General features: G+C 68.7%; 20 protein-coding genes. 16 read left to right on the top strand and 4 right to left on the bottom strand.

Translation table 11 applies throughout. The annotated features are described in order from the left end of the window. The first annotated feature begins 59 nt into the window (after window positions 1-59). Window positions 60-890: a type I methionyl aminopeptidase gene (gene map / locus CV103_RS04320; RefSeq protein WP_191225248.1), complete on the top strand. Its 831-nt coding sequence runs from the start codon at window positions 60-62 to the stop codon at window positions 888-890. 133 nt (window positions 891-1,023) lie between these two features. Beyond that, a complete protein-coding gene (locus CV103_RS04315) occupies window positions 1,024-2,109 on the top strand; it encodes a hypothetical protein (RefSeq protein ID WP_144061978.1) in 1,086 nt (361 codons plus the stop codon). Between the two features lie 199 nt (window positions 2,110-2,308). Here CV103_RS04315 and CV103_RS04310 read toward each other — a convergent pair whose 3' ends face one another. Then, entirely contained in the window at window positions 2,309-2,995 is a 687-nt protein-coding gene (locus CV103_RS04310) for an endonuclease V (protein ID WP_015457284.1), read from the bottom strand. A gap of 223 nt (window positions 2,996-3,218) precedes the next feature. On the opposite strand from CV103_RS04310, the gene CV103_RS04305 reads away from it, so the two are divergent. From CV103_RS04305 to CV103_RS04295, 3 genes are all read left to right on the top strand, one after another. Beyond that, window positions 3,219-3,557, top strand: a complete 339-nt coding sequence (locus CV103_RS04305; protein WP_015457285.1) for a P-II family nitrogen regulator — start codon at window positions 3,219-3,221, stop codon at window positions 3,555-3,557. An 88-nt stretch (window positions 3,558-3,645) separates the two neighbouring features. Beyond that, window positions 3,646-5,058, top strand: coding sequence for a type I glutamate--ammonia ligase (gene glnA, locus CV103_RS04300; protein ID WP_015457286.1), 1,413 nt, complete (start codon window positions 3,646-3,648; stop codon window positions 5,056-5,058). A 182-nt stretch (window positions 5,059-5,240) separates the two neighbouring features. Then, complete coding sequence (locus tag CV103_RS04295) at window positions 5,241-6,002, top strand: SDR family NAD(P)-dependent oxidoreductase (protein WP_107394060.1); 762 nt, start codon at window positions 5,241-5,243, stop codon at window positions 6,000-6,002. Between the two features lie 17 nt (window positions 6,003-6,019). Here CV103_RS04295 and CV103_RS04290 read toward each other — a convergent pair whose 3' ends face one another. Both CV103_RS04290 and tpiA read right to left on the bottom strand, forming a co-directional pair. Then, window positions 6,020-7,642 carry an ATP-binding protein gene (locus tag CV103_RS04290; protein ID WP_070934190.1) on the bottom strand — a complete coding sequence of 541 codons (1,623 nt, stop codon included), beginning with the start codon at window positions 7,640-7,642 and terminating at the stop codon, window positions 6,020-6,022. Window positions 7,643-7,922: 280 nt separating this feature from the next. Then, window positions 7,923-8,666 carry a triose-phosphate isomerase gene (gene tpiA, locus CV103_RS04285; protein ID WP_070935880.1) on the bottom strand — a complete coding sequence of 248 codons (744 nt, stop codon included), beginning with the start codon at window positions 8,664-8,666 and terminating at the stop codon, window positions 7,923-7,925. Window positions 8,667-8,778: 112 nt separating this feature from the next. On the opposite strand from tpiA, the gene CV103_RS04280 reads away from it, so the two are divergent. From CV103_RS04280 to lexA, 9 genes are all read left to right on the top strand, one after another. Beyond that, window positions 8,779-10,704, top strand: a complete 1,926-nt coding sequence (locus CV103_RS04280; protein WP_107394059.1) for a peptidyl-prolyl cis-trans isomerase — start codon at window positions 8,779-8,781, stop codon at window positions 10,702-10,704. Continuing rightward, window positions 10,701-12,242, top strand: a complete 1,542-nt coding sequence (gene trpE, locus CV103_RS04275) for an anthranilate synthase component I (protein WP_107394058.1) — start codon at window positions 10,701-10,703, stop codon at window positions 12,240-12,242. The genes CV103_RS04280 and trpE overlap by 4 nt, the downstream gene beginning before the upstream one ends. Window positions 12,243-12,322: 80 nt before the next feature. After that, on the top strand, window positions 12,323-12,514 hold the full coding sequence (locus CV103_RS04270) for a hypothetical protein (protein WP_107394057.1): 192 nt from the start codon (window positions 12,323-12,325) through the stop codon (window positions 12,512-12,514). Between the two features lie 62 nt (window positions 12,515-12,576). Then, the gene (locus CV103_RS04265) at window positions 12,577-13,164 is read left to right on the top strand and encodes an anthranilate synthase component II (RefSeq protein ID WP_015457293.1); all 588 of its coding nucleotides are present in this window, start codon (window positions 12,577-12,579) and stop codon (window positions 13,162-13,164) included. Beyond that, complete coding sequence (trpD, locus tag CV103_RS04260; RefSeq protein WP_107394056.1) at window positions 13,161-14,156, top strand: anthranilate phosphoribosyltransferase; 996 nt, start codon at window positions 13,161-13,163, stop codon at window positions 14,154-14,156. Before CV103_RS04265 ends, trpD begins: the two co-directional genes overlap by 4 nt. 72 nt (window positions 14,157-14,228) lie before the next feature. Next, the gene (trpC, locus tag CV103_RS04255) at window positions 14,229-15,023 is read left to right on the top strand and encodes an indole-3-glycerol phosphate synthase TrpC (RefSeq protein WP_070934195.1); all 795 of its coding nucleotides are present in this window, start codon (window positions 14,229-14,231) and stop codon (window positions 15,021-15,023) included. Next, entirely contained in the window at window positions 15,020-15,496 is a 477-nt protein-coding gene (moaC, locus tag CV103_RS04250) for a cyclic pyranopterin monophosphate synthase MoaC (RefSeq protein ID WP_107394055.1), read from the top strand. The genes trpC and moaC overlap by 4 nt, the downstream gene beginning before the upstream one ends. Before the next feature lie 2 nt (window positions 15,497-15,498). Then, on the top strand, window positions 15,499-16,692 hold the full coding sequence (locus CV103_RS04245) for a molybdopterin molybdotransferase MoeA (RefSeq protein WP_107394054.1): 1,194 nt from the start codon (window positions 15,499-15,501) through the stop codon (window positions 16,690-16,692). A 55-nt stretch (window positions 16,693-16,747) separates the two neighbouring features. After that, on the top strand, window positions 16,748-17,434 hold the full coding sequence (gene lexA, locus CV103_RS04240; protein WP_015457298.1) for a transcriptional repressor LexA: 687 nt from the start codon (window positions 16,748-16,750) through the stop codon (window positions 17,432-17,434). On the opposite strand, the gene CV103_RS04235 is transcribed toward lexA, so the two are convergent. Beyond that, window positions 17,428-19,587 (bottom strand): ComEC/Rec2 family competence protein, encoded by a 2,160-nt coding sequence (locus CV103_RS04235; RefSeq protein WP_107394053.1) that lies wholly within the window; start codon window positions 19,585-19,587, stop codon window positions 17,428-17,430. The genes lexA and CV103_RS04235 overlap by 7 nt on opposite strands. Window positions 19,588-19,689: 102 nt before the next feature. Between CV103_RS04235 and gltX the strand changes: the two genes are divergently transcribed. Together gltX and gltA are read left to right on the top strand one after the other, a co-directional pair. Next, on the top strand, window positions 19,690-21,138 hold the full coding sequence (gene gltX, locus CV103_RS04230; RefSeq protein WP_015457300.1) for a glutamate--tRNA ligase: 1,449 nt from the start codon (window positions 19,690-19,692) through the stop codon (window positions 21,136-21,138). 23 nt (window positions 21,139-21,161) lie between these two features. After that, on the top strand, window positions 21,162-22,445 hold the full coding sequence (gltA, locus tag CV103_RS04225; RefSeq protein ID WP_015457301.1) for a citrate synthase: 1,284 nt from the start codon (window positions 21,162-21,164) through the stop codon (window positions 22,443-22,445). The last annotated feature ends 20 nt before the right edge of the window (window positions 22,446-22,465 follow it).

Genomic DNA, 22,465 nt, shown 5'->3' with positions numbered 1-22,465 from the left:
GGGAAATGCTTTCCGTGCCCAGCCTCGCAAAAGCGGCCCTCGCTTGCTATATGGCCGGCATGGACAGCTATGTGAACGTGAAGGACGGCGATACCGTCACCCGCAACGGCGCGATCAAGCTCTATGGGCCCGAGGGGTTCGAGGGCATGCGCAAGGCCGGCCGGCTGGCCGCCGAGATCCTCGATGCGCTTGTGCCGCACGTCCGCCCCGGCGTCACCACGCAGGAACTGGACGATATCGTCCGCAAGATGACGCTGGATGGCGGCGGCGTGCCCGCGACGCTCGGCTATCGCGGCTACACGCACAGCTGCTGCATCAGCATCAACCATGTCGTCTGCCACGGCATCCCCGGCCCGAAGACGCTGAAGGACGGCGATATCGTCAATATCGATGTCACGCCGATGCTCGACGGCTGGCATGGCGACACCAGCCGCATGTATCTGGTCGGCGACGTGCCGATCAAGGCGCGCCGGCTGGTGGACGTGACCTATGAGGCGCTGATGCTCGGCATCGCGCAGGCGAAGCCCGGCAACCGGCTGGGCGATATCGCGCATGCCATCCAGAGCTTCGCGGAAAAGCACCGCTACGGCGTCGTCCGCGATTTCTGCGGCCACGGCCTTGGCCGCGTGTTCCACGATGCGCCGGAAGTGGTGCATGCCGGCCGCCCCGGCACCGGGCCGGAATTGCGGCCGGGCATGTTCTTCACCATCGAACCGATGATCAATATCGGCCGGCCCGACGTGAAGGTGCTGGACGATGGCTGGACGGCGGTGACGCGCGATCGCTCGCTCTCCGCCCAGTTCGAACATTCGATCGGCATCACCGAGGATGGGTGCGAGATCTTCACGCTCAGCCCCAGGGGCCTGAACGCGCCGCCCTACGCGGCCTGACGCCCCCGGCCACCGCCGCCCATGGAATGCCCGGAGCCTGACTCCGGGTTTATCCCGATAGCCGCCCACCCCCGCCTGCGGGACGATCGCAGCCGGCGATGGCGCTTGGCGCCGCTTGGCGAAAGGCGGGATGGTGACGCAGCCGGCTTCATGGGCGGCACGGCGGATGGCGGGCGCGGCATTGCTGGTCGCCGTCGCGGCCGCGCTGGGCGGCTGCGCCAGCATCGGCCCGCAGCGCATGGGCATAGACCGGTCGGATTATGCGACCCACCTGCGCGAGACCAACAAGGAACAGCTCCTCCTCAACATCGTCGCCATGCGCTATGGCGATGCGCCGCTGTTCCTGGAGGTCAGCTCCGTCATCAGCCAATATACCCGCGAAGGATCGCTGCACGCCGATATCGCGCTGGGGCCGCCGGTGGACGAGGCGGATGGCGGGATCGGCGGATCGGTGCTGCTGCGCGAAACGCCCACGATCACCTATACACCGCTGGCGGGCGATCGCTTCGCCCGCAGCCTGCTTTCGCCGATCCCGCCGGCCGCGCTGCTGGGCATGATCGAATCCGGCTGGTCGGCCGATATCCTGTTCAAGCTCGCGACCCGGTCGATCAACGGCATCAGCAATGGCGGCCGCGATCCGCTGTTCGCGCATACCGCCGACAGCGATTTCGATCGGGTCATCGCCGTCATGGGCCGGCTCCAGCGCAACCGCGCGCTCCAGCTTCATGTCGAACATGAGGATGGCAGGAAATTCAGCGCCTCCGCGCGGATATCGCCCACGCTCAGCGATGATGAGAAAGCCGATATCGACTATCTGGTCCGCACCCTGAAGCTGCCGGGCGATCGCAGGGGCGAATTCGGCATCGCCTTCGGCGCGGCCCAGATCGCCCCCGATCAGTTGACCATCGGCACCCGCTCCATGTTCGAGATATTCGCCGAAATGGCGCAGGGCGTGGAGGTGCCGGCCGGGGATGATGACGGGCGGGCGGGCACGCCGGTCGCGGATGCCGGCGCTCCTTCCGCCCTGGTCGCGATCCACAGCGGCAGCCGCAAGCCCGCCGACGCCCATGTCGCCGTCCGCTATCGCGGCCGCTGGTTCTGGATCGACGGCAAGGATGCGGCATCGAAGCGCATGTTCCTGCTCGCCCAGATATTATTGTCGCTGAACGACACCAGCGGCGGCGCCAGCGCGCCCCTCGTCACCATTCCCACGGGATAGCAGGCGCTGTCCTACACCGCCGCCGGAGATTATCCTGCGGGCATGCCTTCCGCCTCCGCCATCCCGTCCGGCCGTTGGGACTATCCAACGGCAGCAACCTGGTATCGTGCATGAAGTTATCTGCACAAGCAGTTGCGAATAAATATATTTATCGCCGCTTCAGGGGGCCGTGGAATATGCTCCGCAATCCTCAACTTCCTCAACTTCGCTCCGCCTCGGCAAGCCGTCGCGCGGCATTGGCGGCGTCGTGCGCCAGGCGCACCGGCAGGGGCAGCCGGCGCCCTCCTCCCAGGCGCAGCACCCAGTCCACCGCCGTCTCCAGCGACACGCGATGGCCGATGCCGACATAGACCGGCGCGGCCCGCGCCCGCATGCGCAGCGCCATCGCCACCACCTCGCCGCCATGCACCACCGGCGCGCGGTCGCCCGGATCGGGGCCGACCTCGCCTTCCACCACGCCGCAGAGCAGGGTCTTGGCGCAGCCGATGGTCGGCACGTCCAGCGCGACGCCCAGATGGCTGGCCACGCCCGCCCGGCGGGGATGGGCGCGGCCATGGCCGTCCACGATCAGCAGGTCCGGCACCGGCCCGCCCGATGCCGCCATCCGGTCCCAGGCCATCGCCAGCACCGGCACCTCGCGGAACCCGAGATATCCCGGCACATAGGGAAAGGGCGGGATCGCCGTCGCGGTGGCGGCCGGCCCGTCGACCGGCGCGATGGCGGCGTGGACGGGGCCCATCGAGTCCCGCCACTTCATCGAAACATCGGCCCCCGCGACGCGCGGCGCGGGCGGCAGGCGGTCCGCCGTCTCGATCCGTTCCCCGATCATGCGCTGCACGATCGTGGCCTCCTTCAACGTCGCGACGGACAGCCAATCCCGACTCACATCATCCTCCCGGCCGAATCGAAGCCATCGCGTCCGGCGCGATCATCATCGCCGATTTTTCAGGCGAAGCCTGCCCAAGATTCGGGCATAATGTCTCACTCTGCCACTTCTTGCGGCAACGCAGCGAAAGTCTGGGGCGGATTCGCGACGCATTCTTGCGCCGCACCATTTGGCACGCTTATTGAAGAACGCGCGGCAGCGTTCGAGCGGGAGGGAACGCCCAATGAAGAAAATCGAAGCGATCATAAAACCGTTCAAGCTCGATGAGGTGAAGGAAGCGCTGCATGAAGTGGGCGTGTCCGGCATCACCGTGACCGAGGCGAAGGGGTTCGGCCGGCAGAAGGGGCATACCGAGCTCTATCGTGGCGCGGAATATGTGGTCGATTTCCTTCCCAAGGTGAAGCTGGAGGTCGTGGTGGACGACGACCTCGCCGAACGCGTGGTGGAAGCCATCGCCAGCGCCGCCCAGACGGGGCGGATCGGCGACGGCAAGATCTTCGTCATCCCGGTGGAGAGCGCGCTGCGCATCCGCACGGGCGAGAAGGGCGTAGACGCGATCTGATCGGCAGGATCGGCACGCGGCGAGCCAGGGGCATGCGGGCGTGGGGCCCGCCGAATTTCCTAGGGATTTAATCAGAAGGCGACGAGACATGGCCAATAAGGCTTCTGACGTTCTGCAGCTTATCAAGGACAAGGAGATCGAATGGGTCGACCTCCGCTTCACCGATCCCAAGGGCAAGTGGCAGCACCTGACCATGGTTTCGAGCGTTGTCGGCGAGGACGAACTGACCGACGGCTTCATGTTCGACGGCTCTTCCATCGAAGGCTGGAAGGCGATCAACGAATCCGACATGATCCTGAAGCCGGATCTGGACGCGGTGTGGATCGATCCCTTCTCGGCCACGCCGATGCTGATCCTGGTCTGCGACATCGTCGAGCCTTCGACCGGCGAGCTCTACGCCCGCGACCCGCGCTCCACCGCGAAGCGCGCCGAGGCGTTCCTCAAGTCCACCGGCATCGGCGACACCGTCTATGTCGGCCCGGAAGCCGAATTCTTCATGTTCGATGACGTGCGGTTCGAGAACAGCTACTCGACCAGCTATTACAAGATCGACGATATCGAGTTGCCGGGCAACACCGGCCGCGAATATGAAGGCGGCAATCTGGGCCACCGCCCGCGCGCCAAGGGCGGCTATTTCCCCGTCGCGCCGGTCGATTCCGCCGTCGACATCCGTGGCGAGATGGTTTCGACCATGCTCGAAATGGGCCTGCCCTGCGACAAGCACCACCATGAGGTGGCCGCCGCCCAGCACGAGCTGGGCCTGACCTTCGGCACGCTGGTGACGACCGCGGACCGCATGCAGATCTACAAATATGTCGTCCACCAGGTCGCCCAGGCCTATGGCAAGACGGCCACCTTCATGCCCAAGCCGATCAAGGAAGATAACGGCTCGGGCATGCACACCCACATGTCGATCTGGAACGGCAAGGAGCCGCTGTTCGCCGGCAACGGCTATGCGGGCCTGTCGGACATGTGCCTCTATTTCATCGGCGGCGTCATCAAGCACGCCAAGGCGCTCAACGCCTTCACCAACCCGACCACCAACAGCTACAAGCGGCTGGTGCCGGGCTATGAGGCGCCGGTTCTGCTGGCCTATTCGTCGCGCAACCGTTCGGCTTCCTGCCGTATTCCCTACGGCACGGGCGCCAAGGCGAAGCGCGTCGAGTTCCGCTTCCCGGATGCGATGGCCAACCCCTATCTCTGCTATTCGGCGCTGCTGATGGCGGGCCTCGACGGCATCGAGAACAAGATCCATCCCGGCGAGGCGATGGACAAGAATCTCTATGACCTGCCGCCGGAAGAGCTGAAGGAAGTCCCCACCGTCTGCGCTTCGCTGCGCGAGGCGCTGGAGAGCCTGGAAGCCGACAACGCCTTCCTGCTGAAGGGCGGCGTGTTCAGCGAGGATCAGATCGCGGCCTATATCGAGCTGAAGTGGGCCGAGGTCTATCGCTGGGAGATGACCCCCAGCCCCGTCGAATACGACATGTATTATTCGGCCTAATCGCCGGAGCCTTCGGGCCTGGTCCGGTCCCCGGACCGGGCCGATCGACGACAGACCCCCGCCGGGCGACCGGCGGGGGTTTTCGTTTGCGGATTGCGGCAATGGCTTGCGCCCGCCGCCCGCCCGCCTCGCCAGCCCGCCGGCAGGGGCTTAGGAAAGCGGCATTGGATGAGGAGGGACGGATGCCCAACACGGCACGATATGATTATTCCGGCGCCAGGGTGCTGGTGACGGGCGGCACCAGCGGCATCGGCGCGGCGATCGCCGCCGGCTACCGCGCCGCCGGCGCCGACGTGACGATCACCGGCACCCGCGCCAGCGTGGACGATTATGGGGACGACCTTTCCGGCTATCGCTACCACCGGCTGGACGTGGAAAACCCCGCGAGCGTGGCGGAAGTCGCGGCGGCGGCGCGGGAAAGCGGGCTCGACATCCTCGTCAACAATGCCGGCATGGCGCTGCCTTCGCTGGGGCTGGACGAATATCAGCCCGATATCTTCGCCCGCGCGATCGAGATGCACCTGACATCCGCCTTCCGCATGGCCCATGGCTGCGCCGACGCGCTGGCGCAAAGCAGGCTGGAAGGCGGCGCCTCGATCATCGGCATCGCTTCGATGAGCTCCTATTTCGGGATCGGCATCGTGCCCGGCTATGGCGCGGCGAAGACCGGGCTGCTGGGGCTGACGCGGGTGCTGGCGCTGGAATGGGCCAAGCGCAACATCCGCGTGAACGCGGTGGCCGCCGGCCTCACCGAAAGCCGGATGACGGCCAGCACCTTCGCCAATCCCGAATGGGCCGAACCCACCCTGGCGCGCACGCCGGCCGGCCGGCTCGGCAAGCCGGAGGATATCGCCGCGGCCGTGCTGTTCCTCACGAGCGCCGGCGCATCCTGGATCACGGGGCAGACGCTGCCCGTGGACGGCGGCTTCACCATATCGGGTTGAGGGCCGAGCGGGCGGGATCAGTCCCGCCGGCTTTCCGCGATCATGCTGTTGGCCGTGCGGATCAGCGTGTCCGCACTGAACGGCTTTTGCAGCACCGTCACCCGCGGGCCGGCAATGGCATCCACTTCCGCCGTGCGGGCGTGGCCGGTGACGATCAGCACCGGCAATCCCGCATGGGTCGCCCGCGCCAGGGACGCCACCTCCGCGCCGCTGAGGCCGGGCATGGCGAAATCGACGACCAGGAGATCGGGCCGCATCCGGCGGAGATGCTGCAGCCCGACATCGCCCGATGATGCGCTGACAACCTTCGCCTCGGCTTCGGACAGCGCCTCGACAAGCGTTTCGCGAACGCCGTCATCGTCGTCGATCAGCAGGATGCTGCGGCCGGCGAGCGAGCGTCCGCCCTCCGCCACCGTTTCGGCCACATTCCCCTCCTCCTCCCCGACCGCGCGCATCGGCACGCGCGGCAGGATCAGGCTGACGGTGGTGCCCGCGCCCGGCGTCGAATCGAGCTGGACGGTCCCGCCCGATTGGCGGGCGACGCCGAAGACCATGCTGAGGCCGAGGCCCGCCCCCTCGCCCACGACCTTGGTGGTGAAGAAGGGCTCCAGCGCGCGTTCCAGCACCTCCGGCAACATGCCGACGCCGTTGTCGCGGACGCTGATCTCGACATAGTCGCCGACCGGCAGATCGGCATGGACATCGCCTGTGCGGCCTTCCGCCGATATGGCGATGGTGCCGCCCTTCGGCATGGCGTCGCGCGCGTTGATGACGAGGTTGAGGATCGCCAGCTCGAGCTGGGCCTTGTCCGTGGCGACTGCGAGGTCCTCGTCGATCGGCACGATCTCCAGCCGGTTGGACGGGCCGATCGAGCCTTTCAGCAGCTCGGACACATTATCGAGCACGGCGGCCACGGACACGGTGGCCATCACCAGCTTCTGCACCCGCGAAAAGGCCAGCATCTGGCTGGTGAGCGCCTTGCCGTGCTGCACCGCCTTGTGCGCGTTGCGGCTCCAGCGCTGGACGCGATCCGGCTCGGTGGAGCGTCGCTCGATCAGTTCGAGATTCCCGCCCACCGCCTGGAGCAGGTTGTTGAAATCATGCGCTATGCCGCCGCTCAACATGCCCAGCGCCTCCAGCTTGCGGGACTGGAGCAGCGCGGCCTCGGCCTGCTCGCGCTGGGCCATCTCCTCCCGCATCCGGGCGAGGGCCGCGTCGCGTTCCGATATGGTGGCCGCAAGCTCCGCATTGGCGGCCCGGAGCGCGGCCGGCGAAGGCAGGGCCAGCGCCTTGGGCAATAGCGGCCACAATGTCGCCGCCGTGGCGACGGAGGCGCCCGCCGTCACCACCTTCACGATCGCCTCCAGCCCGTAGACGCTGTCCCAGAGCGTCCAGATCGCCATCACATGGGTGAGGCCGCAAGCCGTGATGAACAGCGCGAACAGCCAGAATACCTTGCCGAAGACGATGTCGTTACGCCGCCGCACGAAAGATATGAGGACGAGGGGGATGGAGAAATAGGCCAGCGCGATCAGCGCATCGGCGATCACATGCGTCCAGATCAGCTCCGGCTGCCAGAGGAGGCAATAGCCGTGCGGTGCGTAGCTGCCATCGAAGAACGGTCGAAACAGATCGAGCATCGGCTCCCCTCGCCGTAACTCTTCCCATTATGTTACGAAACGCGACGATACAGGATGCCAGGCGCCGGAATTTTACGAAAACGAGCCGCCTGCGGGTGACAGTGCCCGCAGGTGGCCACATAAGCCATTGGGAGTCTGCGCCAAATTTGTTCCATTATGGAACATGGGCGCCGACCTTCCTGATGACGACCCCGACGACAACGCCCATGGGCCGCCAATGTTCAGGCCGATATTCCGGCCAATGTCGAGGCGATGTCGAAGCCCGAGAGCCGAGGCCCGATCAGCCGGCGGCCCCGGCGATGATCGGCACGAACTGCTCGGCGGTCAGGCTGGCGCCGCCCACCAGCGCGCCGTCGACATCGGCGACCGCCATCAGCTCGGCCGCATTGGCGGGCTTCACCGAACCGCCATAAAGGATGCGGACCTTCGCCCCCTCCCCGCCCAGCAGCGTCTGCAGGCGGGCGCGGATGGCGCCGTGCATCTCGCCGACATCGCCGGCCGAAGGCGTGCGGCCGGTGCCGATCGCCCAGACCGGCTCATAGGCCACGACCAGCGTGGCCCCCGTGCCGGCCGGGGGCACGGACCCGTCGAGCTGGCCTTCGACGACGGCGACGGCCCGGCCGGCATCGCGCTCGGCCTCCGTTTCGCCCACGCAGACGATGGCGACGAGCCCGGCGGCGATCGCGGCCTCGGCCTTGGCGCGGACCAGCGCGTCATCCTCGCCATGGTCGGCGCGGCGCTCGCTATGGCCGACGATCGCATATCGGCCGCCGACATCGGCGATCAGCGCGGCGGCGACATCGCCGGTATGCGCGCCGCTGGTGCCGGTGTGGCAATCCTGCGCGCCGATCGCGAGCGCGGGCTGGCGCTGGACGGCGGCCTGGATCAGCGGGAAAGGCGGGCAGATCGCCACGTCCAGCCCCGGATGGGCGGCAGCGGCGGCCGCGATCGCATCAAGCTCCGCCAGCGCGGCCAGCGATCCGTTCATCTTCCAGTTGCCCGCCACCAGCTTGCGCAGCGCCATCGCCATCCCCTCTCATCCACATAAACCGCGCTGCCCGTAGCGCCCCGCCGCTTGATGGCGCAAGCCCGCGCCTCTATGGCGGGCATCTTCGGCAATGGCCCCGGGACCAGAGATGATTTCCTTCTTCCGTCGCGCACTGACTTCCTGGCCCGCACTGGCGCTGTTCGCGCTGGTGCTGATCGCCTTTGCGGTGACGAGCATCGATCCGAGCTGGATCAACGGCCGCAGTTCCGGCGGCACCCAGATCGCGACGATCAGCGGCCGGAAGCTGAGCGCGAACGAGGCCCGCCAGCGCACCGATCTGGCGCTGAAGCAGGCGCAGCGCGAAAATCCCGAACTCAGCATGGCCGCCTTCACCGCGCAGGGCGGAGTGGATCAGGTGATCGACCAGCTGATTTCCTTCACCGCGCTGGAAGCCTGGGGCCGCAAGCAGGGCATTTCCGCCAGCGATCGCCTGATCGATGGCGAGATCGCCAGCACGCCGGCCTTCTTCGGCCTTACCGGCCGGTTCGATCGCGGCGCCATGCAGGCGGCGCTGGCCCAGGCGAAGATCAGCGAGCGCCAGTTGCGCGCGGATATCGCCGGGCAGTTGATCCGCAACCAGCTGCTCTCGCCCATCGACAGCGGCATCCGCATGCCCGAAGGGCTGATCCTGCCCAACGCCTCGCTGCTGCTGGAACAGCGTTCCGGCCTGATCGGCATCGTGCCTTCCGCCGCGATCCCGGCCGGCCCGGCGCCGACGCCCGCCGAGATCGAGGCTTTCTACAAGGCGAATATCGGCCGCTTCACCGTGCCCGAGCGCCGCGTGATCCGTTACGCCCTGTTCGGCGAGAATGACGTGGCGGCGCCCGCCGCGCCGACCGATGCGGAGATCGACGCCTTCTACAAGGCCAATGCCGCGACCTACGGCGCCAGCGAGACGCGATCGATCGCGCAGGTGATCCTGCCCGACCAGAAGGCCGCCGCGGATCTCGTTGCCAAGGTGAAGGCCGGCACCGCCATCGCCGATGCCGCCCGCCAGGCCGGGGGCGAGGCGATCACGACCGACATCGCCAGGGCGAAGCTGGCCGAAAATGCGTCCGCCGCCGTGGCCGACGCCGTGTTCGCGGCCGCGCAGGGCGGCGTGGTCGGCCCGATCAAGGCGGATCTCGGCTGGTATGTCGTCAAGGTCGATGCGGTGAACGCCAAGGCCGAACGGCCGCTCGCCGCCGTGCGCGGCGAGATCGCCGAATCGCTCGCCAGGCAGAAGCGCGACGAGGCGCTGAGCACGATGGTGGGCGCGATCGAGGATGCGATCGCCGACGGCGCGAGCTTCGACGATCTGGCGAAGGAGCGGAAGCTCGCCATCGTCACCACGCCGGCCCTCCTCTCCGACGGCCGCGCGCCCGACCAGCCCGAATGGAAGGCGCCGCCCGAGCTGCCGCTGCTGCTGCGTTCCGCCAACCAGATGGGCACGGACGACGATCCCGTCGTCGAGACGATCGGCGCCGGCCAGCGTTATGCGCTCGTCGCGGTTTCGCAGGTCGTGCCCGCCGCGCCGGCCCCGCTGGACAAGGTGCGCGACGAGGTCGCCGCCGCCGTGCGCGCCGATCGCACCGCCAAGCAGGCCCGCGCCATCGCCGATGCGATCCTCGCCAAGGCCAAGGCCGGCACGCCGCTGGCGGACGCCATCGCGCAGGCCCCGATCAAGCTGCCCGCCCCCGCCAAGGCCGGTGCGCGGCAGATCGAGCTGCTGCGCAACGACCGCCCCGCTCCGCCCCCGCTCAAGCTGATGTTCGGCATGAAGAAAGGCGAGATCCGGCTGATCGCGGCCCCCAACGATGCGGGCTGGTTCCTGGTCCAGCTCGGCGAGATCGTGCCCGGCGACGCGCGCAACGAGCCCGCGCTCGTCAATTCGCTGCGCGATCAGTTCCGCCGCATCGCCAGCGAGGAATATGCCCGGCAGTTCATCGCCGCCGCCTCGCGCGACGTGGGCGTGAAGCGCAACGATCAGGCGATCGCCACCCTCAAGGCTGAACTGGGCGGCCAGGGCCAGTGAACCCGGCGGGCGACAGGGGAGCCGGCGACCATCAGGCCGCCGACCGGGCCGCCGCGGCCAGCCTTCGCGCGGGGCGGCCCGCGCTGGTCTGGCGGCGGCAGATCGCCGACGTCGACACGCCGATCGCCGCCGCGCTCAAGCTGATCGAGCCGGGCCGGGGCGATTTCCTGCTGGAATCCGTGGAAGGCGGCGCGGCGCGGGGGCGCTATACGCTGCTCGGCCTCGCGCCCGACCTGGTGTTCCGCGCCGAAGGCACCAGGGCCGCGATCAACCGGCGGTGGCTGGCGGACCGCGACGCCTTCGAGCCCTGCGCAGAGGACACGCTCACCGCGATGCGCGCGCTGGTCGCCGCCTGCCGGATGGACGTGCCCGAAGGCCTGCCTTCCGCCCTCGCCTGCCTTGTCGGCTATTTCGCCTATGAAACGGTCGGGCTGGTGGAAAAGCTGCCCCGCCCGCCGGCCAACCCGCTCGATCTGCCGGACATGCTGTTCGTGCGGCCGACGCTGGTGCTGGTGTTCGATCGGCTGGCGGACGAACTGTTCCTGATCGCGCCGCTCTGGCCCGATTCGGGGCTGGACGGCGATGCCGCCGTCGCCGGCGCGGTCGAACGGATCGAAACCGCCGCCGCGCGCCTCGCCGCCGCGCTGCCGCCGCGCGCGGCCGTGCCCGCCGATCTGCCCGAAGTCGCGCCGCAGCCGGCCGTCGCGCCCGAGCGCTATCGCGACATGGTGCTGCGCGCGAAGGACTATATCGCCGCCGGCGACATCTTTCAGGTGGTGCTGGCGCAGCGTTTCTCCACGCCCTTCCCGCTGCCGCCCTTCGATCTCTACCGCGCGCTGCGGCGGATCAACCCTTCGCCTTTCCTCTATTTCCTCGACATGCCGGGCTTCGCTATCATCGGCTCCAGCCCGGAGATACTGGTGCGCGCCCGCGCCGGCGAGGTCACGATCCGGCCGATCGCCGGCACCCGTCCACGCGGGCGAACGGCGGCGGAAGATGCCGCCAACCGCGATTCGCTGCTGGCCGATCCCAAGGAACGCGCCGAGCATCTGATGCTGCTGGACCTTGGCCGCAACGATGTCGGCCGGGTGGCCGAAGCCGGCAGCGTGACGGTGACGGACAGCTACACCATCGAAAAATACAGCCACGTCATGCACATCGTCTCCAACGTCGTCGGCCGGCTCGCGCCCGACAAGGATGCGCTGGACGCGCTGTTCGCGGGCTTCCCGGCCGGCACCGTATCCGGCGCGCCCAAGGTCCGCGCGTGCGAGATCATCGCCGAGCTGGAGCCGGAGACGCGCGGCGCCTATGCCGGCGGCGTCGGCTATTTCTCGCCCGATGGATCGATGGACAGCTGCATCGTGCTGCGCACCGCCGTGGTGAAGGATGGCGTGATGCACGTGCAGGCCGGCGCCGGCATCGTCGCCGACAGCGACCCCGCTTATGAGCAGCGCGAGTGCGAGGCGAAATCCGGCGCGCTGATCGCCGCCGCGCGCGAGGCGATGAGCCGTGCCGGAGATGCGGGGTTCGGCCAATAGTCCGCTTGCCTCGACGTTAACCATTCCTTAGCCGGAGGCCCGCGATTTTGCAGGTGCGAAGAGCTGGGCGGGTAAGAGTAATGGTGGAAGTTGCGGCGTTGACCTATGGATTGCTGACGAGCTTCGTGCTGTCGAGCGCGAGCCGCAACCGCAAGGCCGATCGCCCCAATCCCCGCATGGTGCAGCTCTGCGGATGGCTGCTGGTGGGCGTCTCCACCGGCAGCGCCATCGCGCTCGGCGGCTATGCGCTGATGCAGGCCACCGCGGCCTGAAGCGCGAGGGCGGGCACAAAGCCCTTCCCCAACCGCGCCGGCCTGCCTAAAGCGGCGGGGCCATGATCCTCGTCATCGACAATTATGACAGCTTCACCTGGAACCTCGTGCATTATCTGCGCGAACTTGGGGCCGAGGTGGAGGTCGTCCGCAACGACGCCATCGGCGTCGGCCAGGCGATGTCAAGCGGCGCGACCGGCTTCCTGATCTCGCCCGGCCCGTGCACGCCCAACGAAGCCGGCATATCGCTGGAGCTGGTCGGGGCCTGCGCCGCGGCCGGCAAGCCGCTGCTCGGCGTGTGCCTGGGCCACCAGTCGATCGGCCAGCATTTCGGCGGCAGGGTAACGCGCGCGCCGGAGCTGATGCACGGCAAGACGAGCGCGGTGGAACATGATGGCAGCGGCGTCTTCGCCGGCCTTCCATCCCCCTTCACCGCCACCCGCTATCATTCGCTGGTGGTGGAGGATATTCCCGCCGATCTGGTGGTGAACGCCCGCACGGCGGACGGCACGGTGATGGGCTTCCGCCATCGCGAGCTGCCGATCCATGGGGTGCAGTTCCACCCCGAGAGCATCGCCACCGAACATGGCCATGATCTGATCGCCAATTTCCTGCGCCTTGCCGGCATCGACGCCCGGCTGCCGGCATGACGACGACGATCCTGCTGCCGGAGGCGGACCGGCCGCTCGACCACGCGACCGCCTTCGCCGCCTTTTCGGACATGCTGGACGGCAAAATTTCCGACGATGCCGCCCGCACTTTCCTGACCGTGATGGCCGAGCGCGACGAAACCAGCGTCGAGATCGCGGCCGCCGCCATGGCGCTGCGCGAACGGATGATCCCGGTCGCCGCGCCCGCCGGCGCCATCGACGTATGCGGCACCGGCGGCGATGGCTCGCACAGCCTGAACGTGTCCACCGCCGTCGCCATCGTCGTCGCGGCCTGCGGCGTGCCGGTGGCCAAGCACGGCAACCGGGCGGCATCGTCCAAGGCCGGATCGTCCGATACGCTTGAGGCGCTGGGCCTCGATCTCGATCGCGCATCCGCCGCCGCCGAAGCGAGCCTTGCGGAACTGGGCATCGCCTTCCTTTTCGCCCAGATCCACCATCCCGCGCTGCGCCATCTGGCCGCCGTGCGGCGCGCGATCGGCCGGCGGACCATCTTCAACCTGATCGGCCCCATCGCCAATCCCGCGCGGGTGGGCCGCCAGCTGATCGGCGTGGCGCGGCCGGATTATCTGCCGGTCTATGCCGAGGCGCTGCGCCTGATCGGCACCGAATCGGCGATGATGGTGGCGGGCGACGAGCCGCTGGACGAGCTTTCGATCGCCGGACCCAGCAGCGCGATCCGCATCGGCGCCTGCGGGGACGAGACGCTGCGGCTGGCGCCCGAGGATGCCGGGCTCGCCCGCCATCCGCTGGAGGCGCTGCGCGGCGGCGACGCCGCCTACAATGCCGCCGCGCTCCGCCGCCTGCTGGCAGGCGAGCCCGGCGCCTATCGCGATGCGGTGCTGCTGAACGCGGCGGCCGCGCTGATCGTCGCCGGCCAGGCCAGCGACCTTCGGGACGGCGTGGCGATCGCTGCCGAGGCGATCGATCGCGGCCGGGCGGCGGCCCTGCTGGATCGCTGGATCGCTTTCTAAAGCAGGGCTTTTCCGCCTCCCCGGAAAAAGGCGTTCCCGATCCCGGCCGAATGCCGTTAGGGAATGCCTGTCATGACCAACAAGCTGATCGAAATCTGCGATACCAAGCGGGCCGAAGTCGCCCGTCGCAAGGCCGCCACCCCGCTGGCGGACATCGAGGCCCGCGCCGCCGCACAGCCGGCCCCGCGCGGTTTCCGCAAGGCGCTGGACGCCAGGGTTGCCGCAGGCGGCTTCGGGCTGATCGCGGAGATCAAGAAAGCAAGCCCGTCCAAGGGCCTGATCCGCGCCGATTTCGATCCGCCGGCCCATGCGCGTGCCTATGAGGCAGGCGGGGCTGCCTGCCTCTCCGTGCTGACCGACGAGCCCTATTTCCAGGGGCATGACAGCTATCTGGTGGCCGCGCGGGCGGCCTGCGGGCTGCCGGTGCTGCGCAAGGATTTCATGGTCGATCCCTGGCAGGTGGCGGAAGCGCGCGCGCTGGGCGCGGATGCGATCCTGATCATCGTCGCCGCCCTCGATGACGGCCAGATGGCCGAGATCGAGGCCGCCGCCATCGATCATGGCATGGACGCGCTGGTCGAGGTGCACGATGCCGCCGAACTCGATCGGGCACTGCGGCTGGAATCGCGGCTGATCGGGGTGAACAACCGCGATCTCCGGGATTTCACCGTGGATTTCGCGCGGACCTATGAACTGGCGGCCCGCGCGCCCGCCGGCTGCACTTTCGTCGCGGAAAGCGGGCTCGGCACGAAGGCCGATCTGGACGCGATGGCCGAACATGGCGTCGGCTGCTTCCTCGTCGGGGAATCGCTGATGCGGCAGCCGGACGTGGAAGCCGCGACGCGCAAGCTCCTGACCGGGCAATGAGCGATACGCGCCTCACCCATATCGATGCGGCCGGCGCCGCTCGCATGGTGGATGTCTCCGCCAAGGCGGTGACGGGGCGCGTGGCCACCGCCACCGGCCGGATCGTGATGACCGCCGAGGCCGCGCGCGCGATCCGCGACGGCGCCGTCGCCAAGGGCGATGTGCTGGCCGTCGCCCGTATCGCCGGCATCATGGCGGCCAAGCGCACCAGCGATCTCATTCCCCTGTGCCACCCCCTGCCGATCAGCGGCGTGGTTGTGGAGCTTGAGGTGCATGACGACGGCGTGACCGCCACCGCCACCACCCGCACCACCGACCGGACCGGCGTGGAGATGGAGGCGCTGACCGCCGTCTCCGTCTCGCTCCTCACCATCTACGACATGGCCAAGGCGCTCGATCGCGAGATGCGGATCGAAGGCGTCCGGCTGCTCGCCAAATCGGGCGGGCGATCCGGGGACTGGGCCGCGAAATAGCGATGGCGGCCGGCCTCATCCCCCTTGCCGAGGCCCAAAGGCGGCTGCTGGCGCTGGCGGCCCCGCTCGCCGGGGAACTGGCGCCGCTCGATCAGGCCGCCGGCCGCTGGATCGCGCGGGACGTGGCGGCGCGGCGCACCCAGCCCGCCGCCGATCTTTCGATCATGGACGGATATGCGATCCGCTTCGCCGACATGCCCGGCCCCTGGCGCGTGGTCGGGGAAAGCGCGGCGGGATCGCTGCCCGGCTTCGCGATCCAGGCCGGCGAGGCGGCGCGCATCTTCACCGGCGCGCCGATCCCCACGGGCGCCGATACCGTCCTCGTGCAGGAAGAGGCCGCGCGCGAGGGCGACCGGATGGCGCTGAACGGCGAAGGCCCGCCGCATGCCGGTGCCCATATACGCCGGAAAGGCGCCGATTTCGGCGAAGGCGCCATCCTCCTCCATCGCGGCGGGCGGGCGTCCCCGGCCGCCATCGGGCTCGCCGCCGCCGCCGGCCATGGCGCGCTTCCCGTCCGCCGCCGGCCGCGCGTGGCGCTGATATCCACCGGGGACGAGCTTGTTCCGCCGGGCGCGCCCACATCGGGATCGCAATTGCCCTCCTCCAACGCGCCGATGCTGGCCGCCTTGATCGCCGCCAGCGTGCCGGCCGAGGTGGAAGATCATGGCATCGTCCCCGACGATCCCGATGCCACGGCCGCCGCCATCGCCGCCGCCCGCCATGCCGATATCATCGTCACCACCGGCGGCGCATCGGTGGGCGATCGCGATTTCGTGCGGCCCGCGCTTATCGCCGCGGGGGCCGCGATCGATTTCTGGCGGATCGCGGTAAAGCCGGGCAAGCCGCTGATGGCCGGCCGCCTGGGCGACGGCATCGTGCTGGGCCTGCCCGGCAATCCGGTTTCCGCTTATGTGACGGCGCGGCTGTTCCTGCTGCCGCTGATCCGGCACCTCGGCGGGGCGGCCGATCCGTTCGATCGCGCCGTGGCCATGCGCCTCGCCGGCCCCCTGCCCGCCACCGGCAATCGCATGGAATTCCTGCGCGGATGCCGTGCGGGCGCGCGGGCAAGGGCGCTGCCCGTGCAGGACAGCGCCGGCCTGTCGGGGCTGGCCGATGCGGACCTGCTGATCGTCCGCCCCGCTTATGCGCCGCCCGCGCATGTCGGCGATATTGCCAGGATACTTACCATCGCTTGACAGGAAGCGTTACGTTTCCTACACGTTCCCCGTTCGTTCCTTATCGGGGTCCGCCATGCTGACGCGCAAGCAACATGAACTGCTCTGCTTCATTCATGATCGGCTGGCCGAAACGGGGGTTTCGCCTTCGTTCGAGGAGATGAAGGACGCGCTGGACCTGAAGTCCAAATCCGGCGTGCATCGCCTGATCAGCGCGCTCGAGGAACGGAGCTTCATCCGCCGCCTGCCCAATCGCGCGCGCGCGCTGGAGGTGCTGCGCATGCCGGAACGGGCGCCGAACGCGAAGCCCGCGCCGCAGGCCGCGCCCTCGCGGCCGGCGATGCTGAAGCCCGCCGCGCAGATCTTGCCGGAAGCGGCGAACGACGTGATCGAGCTGCCGCTACACGGGCGCATCGCCGCCGGCCTGCCGATCGAGGCGCTGGAAGGGCAGACGTCGCTTTCGGTGCCGGCCGCCCTGCTGGGGCCGGGCGAGCATTATGCGCTCGAGGTTTCCGGGGATTCGATGGTCGAGGCCGGCATATTGGACGGCGACTTCGCGCTGATCCGCCGCACCGATGTGGCCCGCGACGGGGAGATCGTCGTGGCGCTGATCGACGACAGCGAGGCGACGCTCAAATATTTCCGCCGCGAAGGCGCGATGGTCCGCCTCGATCCGGCGAACCGCGCTTATGATCCGATGCGCTATCGCCCCAACCAGGTCCGCGTGCAGGGCCGGCTGGCCGGGCTGATCCGTCGCTACTGATTGCCCGAAGCCACGGCTGCGGGGCCGCTCGCTCGGCGCTCGGCCGGTATTGGGTTTCGATAAGGGGCCGCGGCGGATTCGGCCCATGGCTTGCCCCGCCGCCCGGCCTCGACCGAACGGATATGGCCGCGCGCGAGGTCGATGGCGACACCGCCGGTCCGGGAGAGGAAGGGCCGATCGATCTTCAGCCAGCGCGGACGGCAGCTTCGGGGCAGGCGCCGGTCGCTGACGACGATATCCGCCGTGGCGCAGGCCCGGTTCATCGCCGCGATGTCGACGAAATTGGGTGATCGGGTGGCGAGCAAGGCCCATCGCCGGCCGTTGCGGTCGATCGTGACGGCGCACAGATCGGGTCCGCAGCGGGCACCCGGCCAATCGTCGATGGCAATCCCGGCTTCGTCCACGCCGGCCGCCTCCCCCAGCAGATCGCGGACATAATCCCCCGCGCGGGGGCGCAGCAGCGCCAGCCGGCCGCCATCCGGATCGCGCAGCGCCAGATGCCGCCCGTCTCCCGTGACGATGAGGTCGGGCGCGGGCGTGGCCAGCGCCCAGGCCGCGCCGGCCGCCAGCGGCGCGAGGCCGATCCACCGCATGCGCGTGCGCCACAGCGCGATCCACAGGCCGCCCGCGATCATCAGCGCAAAGGCGCCGCCCGGCATGGACGGCAGCATCTTCACGGCCCCCGGCGCCGATCCGGCGGCATGGGCGATGGCCAGCAGCAATGCCAGCGCCTTGCCCGCCAGCCACCATAAGGGCGCGCCCAGCCCGCCCAGATCGGCGATCAGCGCCAACGCCTCCAGCGGCATGACGATGAAGGTGGTGAGCGGGATCGCGATGATATTGGCGAAGGCGCCGTAGAGGCCCGCCTGATGGAAATGGAAGAGCGCGATCGGCGCGAGCGCCGCCTCGACCACGAGGCCGGTCAGCAGCAGCCCCGCCAGCGATCGTCCCCACCCCGCCAATATCCCCTCGTCCCGCCGCGACAGGAAGGCGCGCACCCGGGGATGTTCGTGGAGGGCGATGATGGCGGTGACGGCGGCGAAGCTCAGCTGGAAGCTCGGCCCCGCCAGCGCCTCCGGCCAGAGGAGCAGGACGGTGATCGCGCCGGCGGCCACCAGCCGCAGCGTGATGGCATCGCGCCCCATCGCGATCCCCACCAGCACCAGCAGCGCCGCCACGCAGGAACGGACGGTGGGCACCTCGGCCCCGGCCAGCAGCGTATAGGCGATGCCCGCCAGCGCGCCGCCGCCGGCCGCGATCAGCGGCAAGGGCGCGCGCAGCGCCAGCGCGGGGCTCAACGCCAGCAGCCGCAGCATGATCCACATGGTCGCGCCGATCATCGCCGTCACATGCAGGCCGCTGATCGAAAGCAGGTGCGCAAGGCCCGATCGGCGCATGGCATCGGCATCCGCCTCGGCGATGCCGCCCTGGTCGCCGGTGGCGAGCGCCGCGGCAATGCCGCCCGCGCTTCCCGCCACTTGGGCCTGAACATGGGCGGAAAGCCCCCCGCGCCACGCCATCAACGTCTGCCAGAAGCCTCGCGGCACCGTATCGCCCACCCGTTCCACCGGCCCCAGCGCCCGCCCCGTCGCCCCCAGCCCCTGAAACCACGCGACCCGCGCGAAATCATAGGCGCCGGGCACTGCCGGCGGCGGCGGCGGCATCAGCCTGGCCCGCAAGGCGACACGGCTTCCCGGAAGGACGTCCCCGGCCAGATCGGCGGCGGCGACATTGACGCGAATCCGGGGCGGCAGCTCCCGGTCGCTCGGCGATGCGAGCGTCAGCCGCACGATATCGCGCGCCGCCAGCTGATCGATCGCAATGACCCGCGCCGTGAACGCCGCGACCACCGGCCTTTCGAGCCGGGGCGCGGCCACATGTTCCGCCCGCCACCAGATCAGCGCGCATCCCGCGGCGAGGGCAAGGCCGCCGATGATGCCGATCCGCCGGGCGCGGGTGCCGCCCGGCAGGAGCGCGCAGGCGAGGCCGCCTCCCAGCGCCGCCAGCACGAAGGCGATCCATTGCCTGCTCCCCGGCGACAGGAACCAGGCCGTGATTCCCGCACCCAGCGCCACCGGAAGCCACAGGAAAAGCTGGTCCCGCTCCCTGTCCAGGCCCACTTCCAGCGCCGGGAAAGCGCGGCCGATCCCCATGCTCCACAATCGCCCCCGCCCGGTTTGTAGCGCGGGGGAAGCCATGCTAGGGGCGGTGCCGAATTCGCTGGCCATCGGCCGCCATCCTTGGAGAAAGCGCGCGTGGGCGCAAGCACCGAAGCACCCGTCGAGACCCGTCCCGTCGTCACCCGATTCGCGCCTTCGCCGACCGGTTTCCTGCACATCGGCGGTGCCCGCACCGCATTGTTCAACTATCTCTTCGCCCGCCACCATGGCGGCCGCTTCCTGCTGCGGATCGAGGACACGGATCGCGCGCGCTCCACCCAGCCCGCCATCGATGCGATCCTGGACGGCCTCGCCTGGCTGGGGCTGGAAGGCGATGAGCCGCCCGTGTTCCAGTTCGCCCGCGCCGCGCGCCACGCCGAGGTCGCGCACCAGATGCTGGCGGCGGGCCATGCCTATAAATGCTACGCGACCGCCGAGGAACTGGCCGAGCTGCGCGAACAGCAGCGCGCCGCCAAGCAGCCGCTGCGCTATGACGGCCGCTGGCGCGATCGCGATCCGGCCGAGGCGCCGGAAGGCGCCCCCTTCGTCATCCGCCTGAAGGCCGAGCGGGAGGGCGAGACGACGATCCACGATCGCGTCCAGGGCGCGGTGACCGTGAAGAATGCCGAGCTGGACGACATGATCCTGCTCCGTTCGGACGGCACGCCCACCTATATGCTCGCCGTGGTGGTGGACGATCACGACATGGGCGTCACCCATGTGATCCGCGGCGACGACCATCTCAACAACGCCTTCCGCCAGCTCGGTATCATCCGGGCGATGGGCTGGCCGGAGCCGGTCTACGCCCATGTCCCGCTGATCCACGGCGCGGATGGGGCGAAGCTTTCCAAGCGGCATGGCGCGCTGGGCGTGGATGCCTATCGCGACGATCTCGGCATCCTGCCCGAAGCGCTCAACAATTATCTGCTGCGGCTCGGCTGGGGCCACGGCGATGCGGAGATCATCAGCCGCGACCAGGCGATCGAATGGTTCGATCTTGCCGGCGTCGGCCGATCGCCCTCGCGCTTCGATCTCAAGAAGCTCGAAAATCTGAACGGCCACTATATCCGCGAGGCCGATCCGGCCCGTCTGGCGGAGCTGATCCGTCCCCGAGTCGATGCGCTGATCGGCCGTCCGCTTGGCGATGCGGACATGGATTTGCTGCGCCGCGCCATGCCCGTTCTTCAGCCAAGGGCCAAGGATTTGGCGGAGTTGGCTGAGGCTTCGACCTTCCTGTTTCGCACACGCCCCATAGACGTGGACGAAGCCGCCGCGAGCCTGCTAGACACCGCCGCAATCGCGGTCCTGGCTTCGGCCGAGCAAGCGATAGCCTCGGTCGCGGAGTGGAACGCCCCTGCACTTGAAGCGGCGGTTCGCGAGGTTGCGGAGGCGGCCGGCCTGAAGCTGGGCAAGGTGGCGCAACCGCTTCGCGCGGCGCTCACCGGCCGGGCGACATCGCCGGGGATTTTCGACGTTCTGGCCCTCCTCGGTCGCGAAGAGAGCCTCGGCCGCCTGGCCGACAGGCTGGCCCAGACGGGCGTCTGACTGGATTAGTAGGAGAAAGACCCATGGGCGATAGCGCCAAACTCGAAATCGGCGGCAAGGACTCCGAATATAAGGTCCTGTCCGGCAGTGTCGGTCCCGATGTGATCGACATCCGAAAGCTCTACGCCAACACCGGCGCCTTCACCTACGATCCCGGCTTCACCTCCACCGCAAGCTGCGAATCCAAGATCACCTTCATCGATGGCGACCAGGGCGTGCTGCTCCACCGCGGCTACCCGATCGATCAGCTTGCCGAACAGTCCAACTTCATGGAGGTGAGCTACCTCCTGCTGAACGGCGAACTGCCGTCCAAGTCGGAGCTGGAGCAGTTCTCCAACCACATCACGCGCCACACCATGGTGCATGAGCAGCTCGCCCAATTCTATCGCGGCTTCCGTCGCGATGCCCACCCGATGGCGGTGATGTGCGGCGTGGTTGGCGCGCTCTCGGCCTTCTACCACGATTCCACGGACATCTCCGATCCGCACCAGCGGCTCGTGGCCAGCCACCGCCTGATCGCCAAGATCCCGACGATCGCGGCGATGGCCTATAAATATTCGGTCGGCCAGCCCTTCGTCTATCCGAAGAACAACCTGTCCTACACCGGCAACTTCCTGAACATGACCTTCTCGGTCCCGGCCGAGGAATATGAGATCGATCCGGTCGTGGAAGCGGCGATGGACAAGATCTTCATCCTGCATGCCGATCACGAACAGAACGCCTCGACCTCGACGGTCCGCCTCGCCGGTTCCTCGGGCGCCAATCCGTTCGCCTGCATCGCCGCCGGCATCGCCTGCCTGTGGGGCCCCGCCCATGGCGGCGCGAACGAGGCCGCGCTCAACATGCTGCGCGAGATCGGCCATATCGATCGCATTCCGGAATATATCGCCCGCGCCAAGAACAAGGACGATCCGTTCCGCCTGATGGGCTTCGGCCACCGCGTCTACAAGAATTACGATCCGCGCGCGAAGGTGCTCGGCAAGGCGGCGACCGAGGTGCTCAACAAGCTGGGCAAGCAGGATCCGATCCTCGACGTGGCCCGCAAGCTCGAGGAGATCGCGCTCACCGATCCCTATTTCATCGAGAAGAAGCTCTACCCGAACGTGGACTTCTATTCGGGCGTGATCCTGTCGGCGATCGGCTTCCCGACGACGATGTTCACCGTGCTGTTCGCCCTGGCCCGCACCGTCGGCTGGGTCGCGCAGTGGAACGAGATGATCGCCGATCCCGAGCAGAAGATCGGCCGCCCGCGCCAGCTCTACACGGGCGCCGCGCAGCGCGATTACGTGCCGCTCGCCCAGCGCTGATCCCGGCGCCGCTCGACGGA

Origin of the sequence: Edaphosphingomonas fennica (assembly GCF_003034225.1) — a bacterium.
In the GTDB taxonomy this organism is placed as follows: domain Bacteria; phylum Pseudomonadota; class Alphaproteobacteria; order Sphingomonadales; family Sphingomonadaceae; genus Sphingomonas_E; species Sphingomonas_E fennica.
Note: the sequence above shows the minus strand (reverse complement) of the source record. Positions and strands in the feature narration are given on the sequence as shown.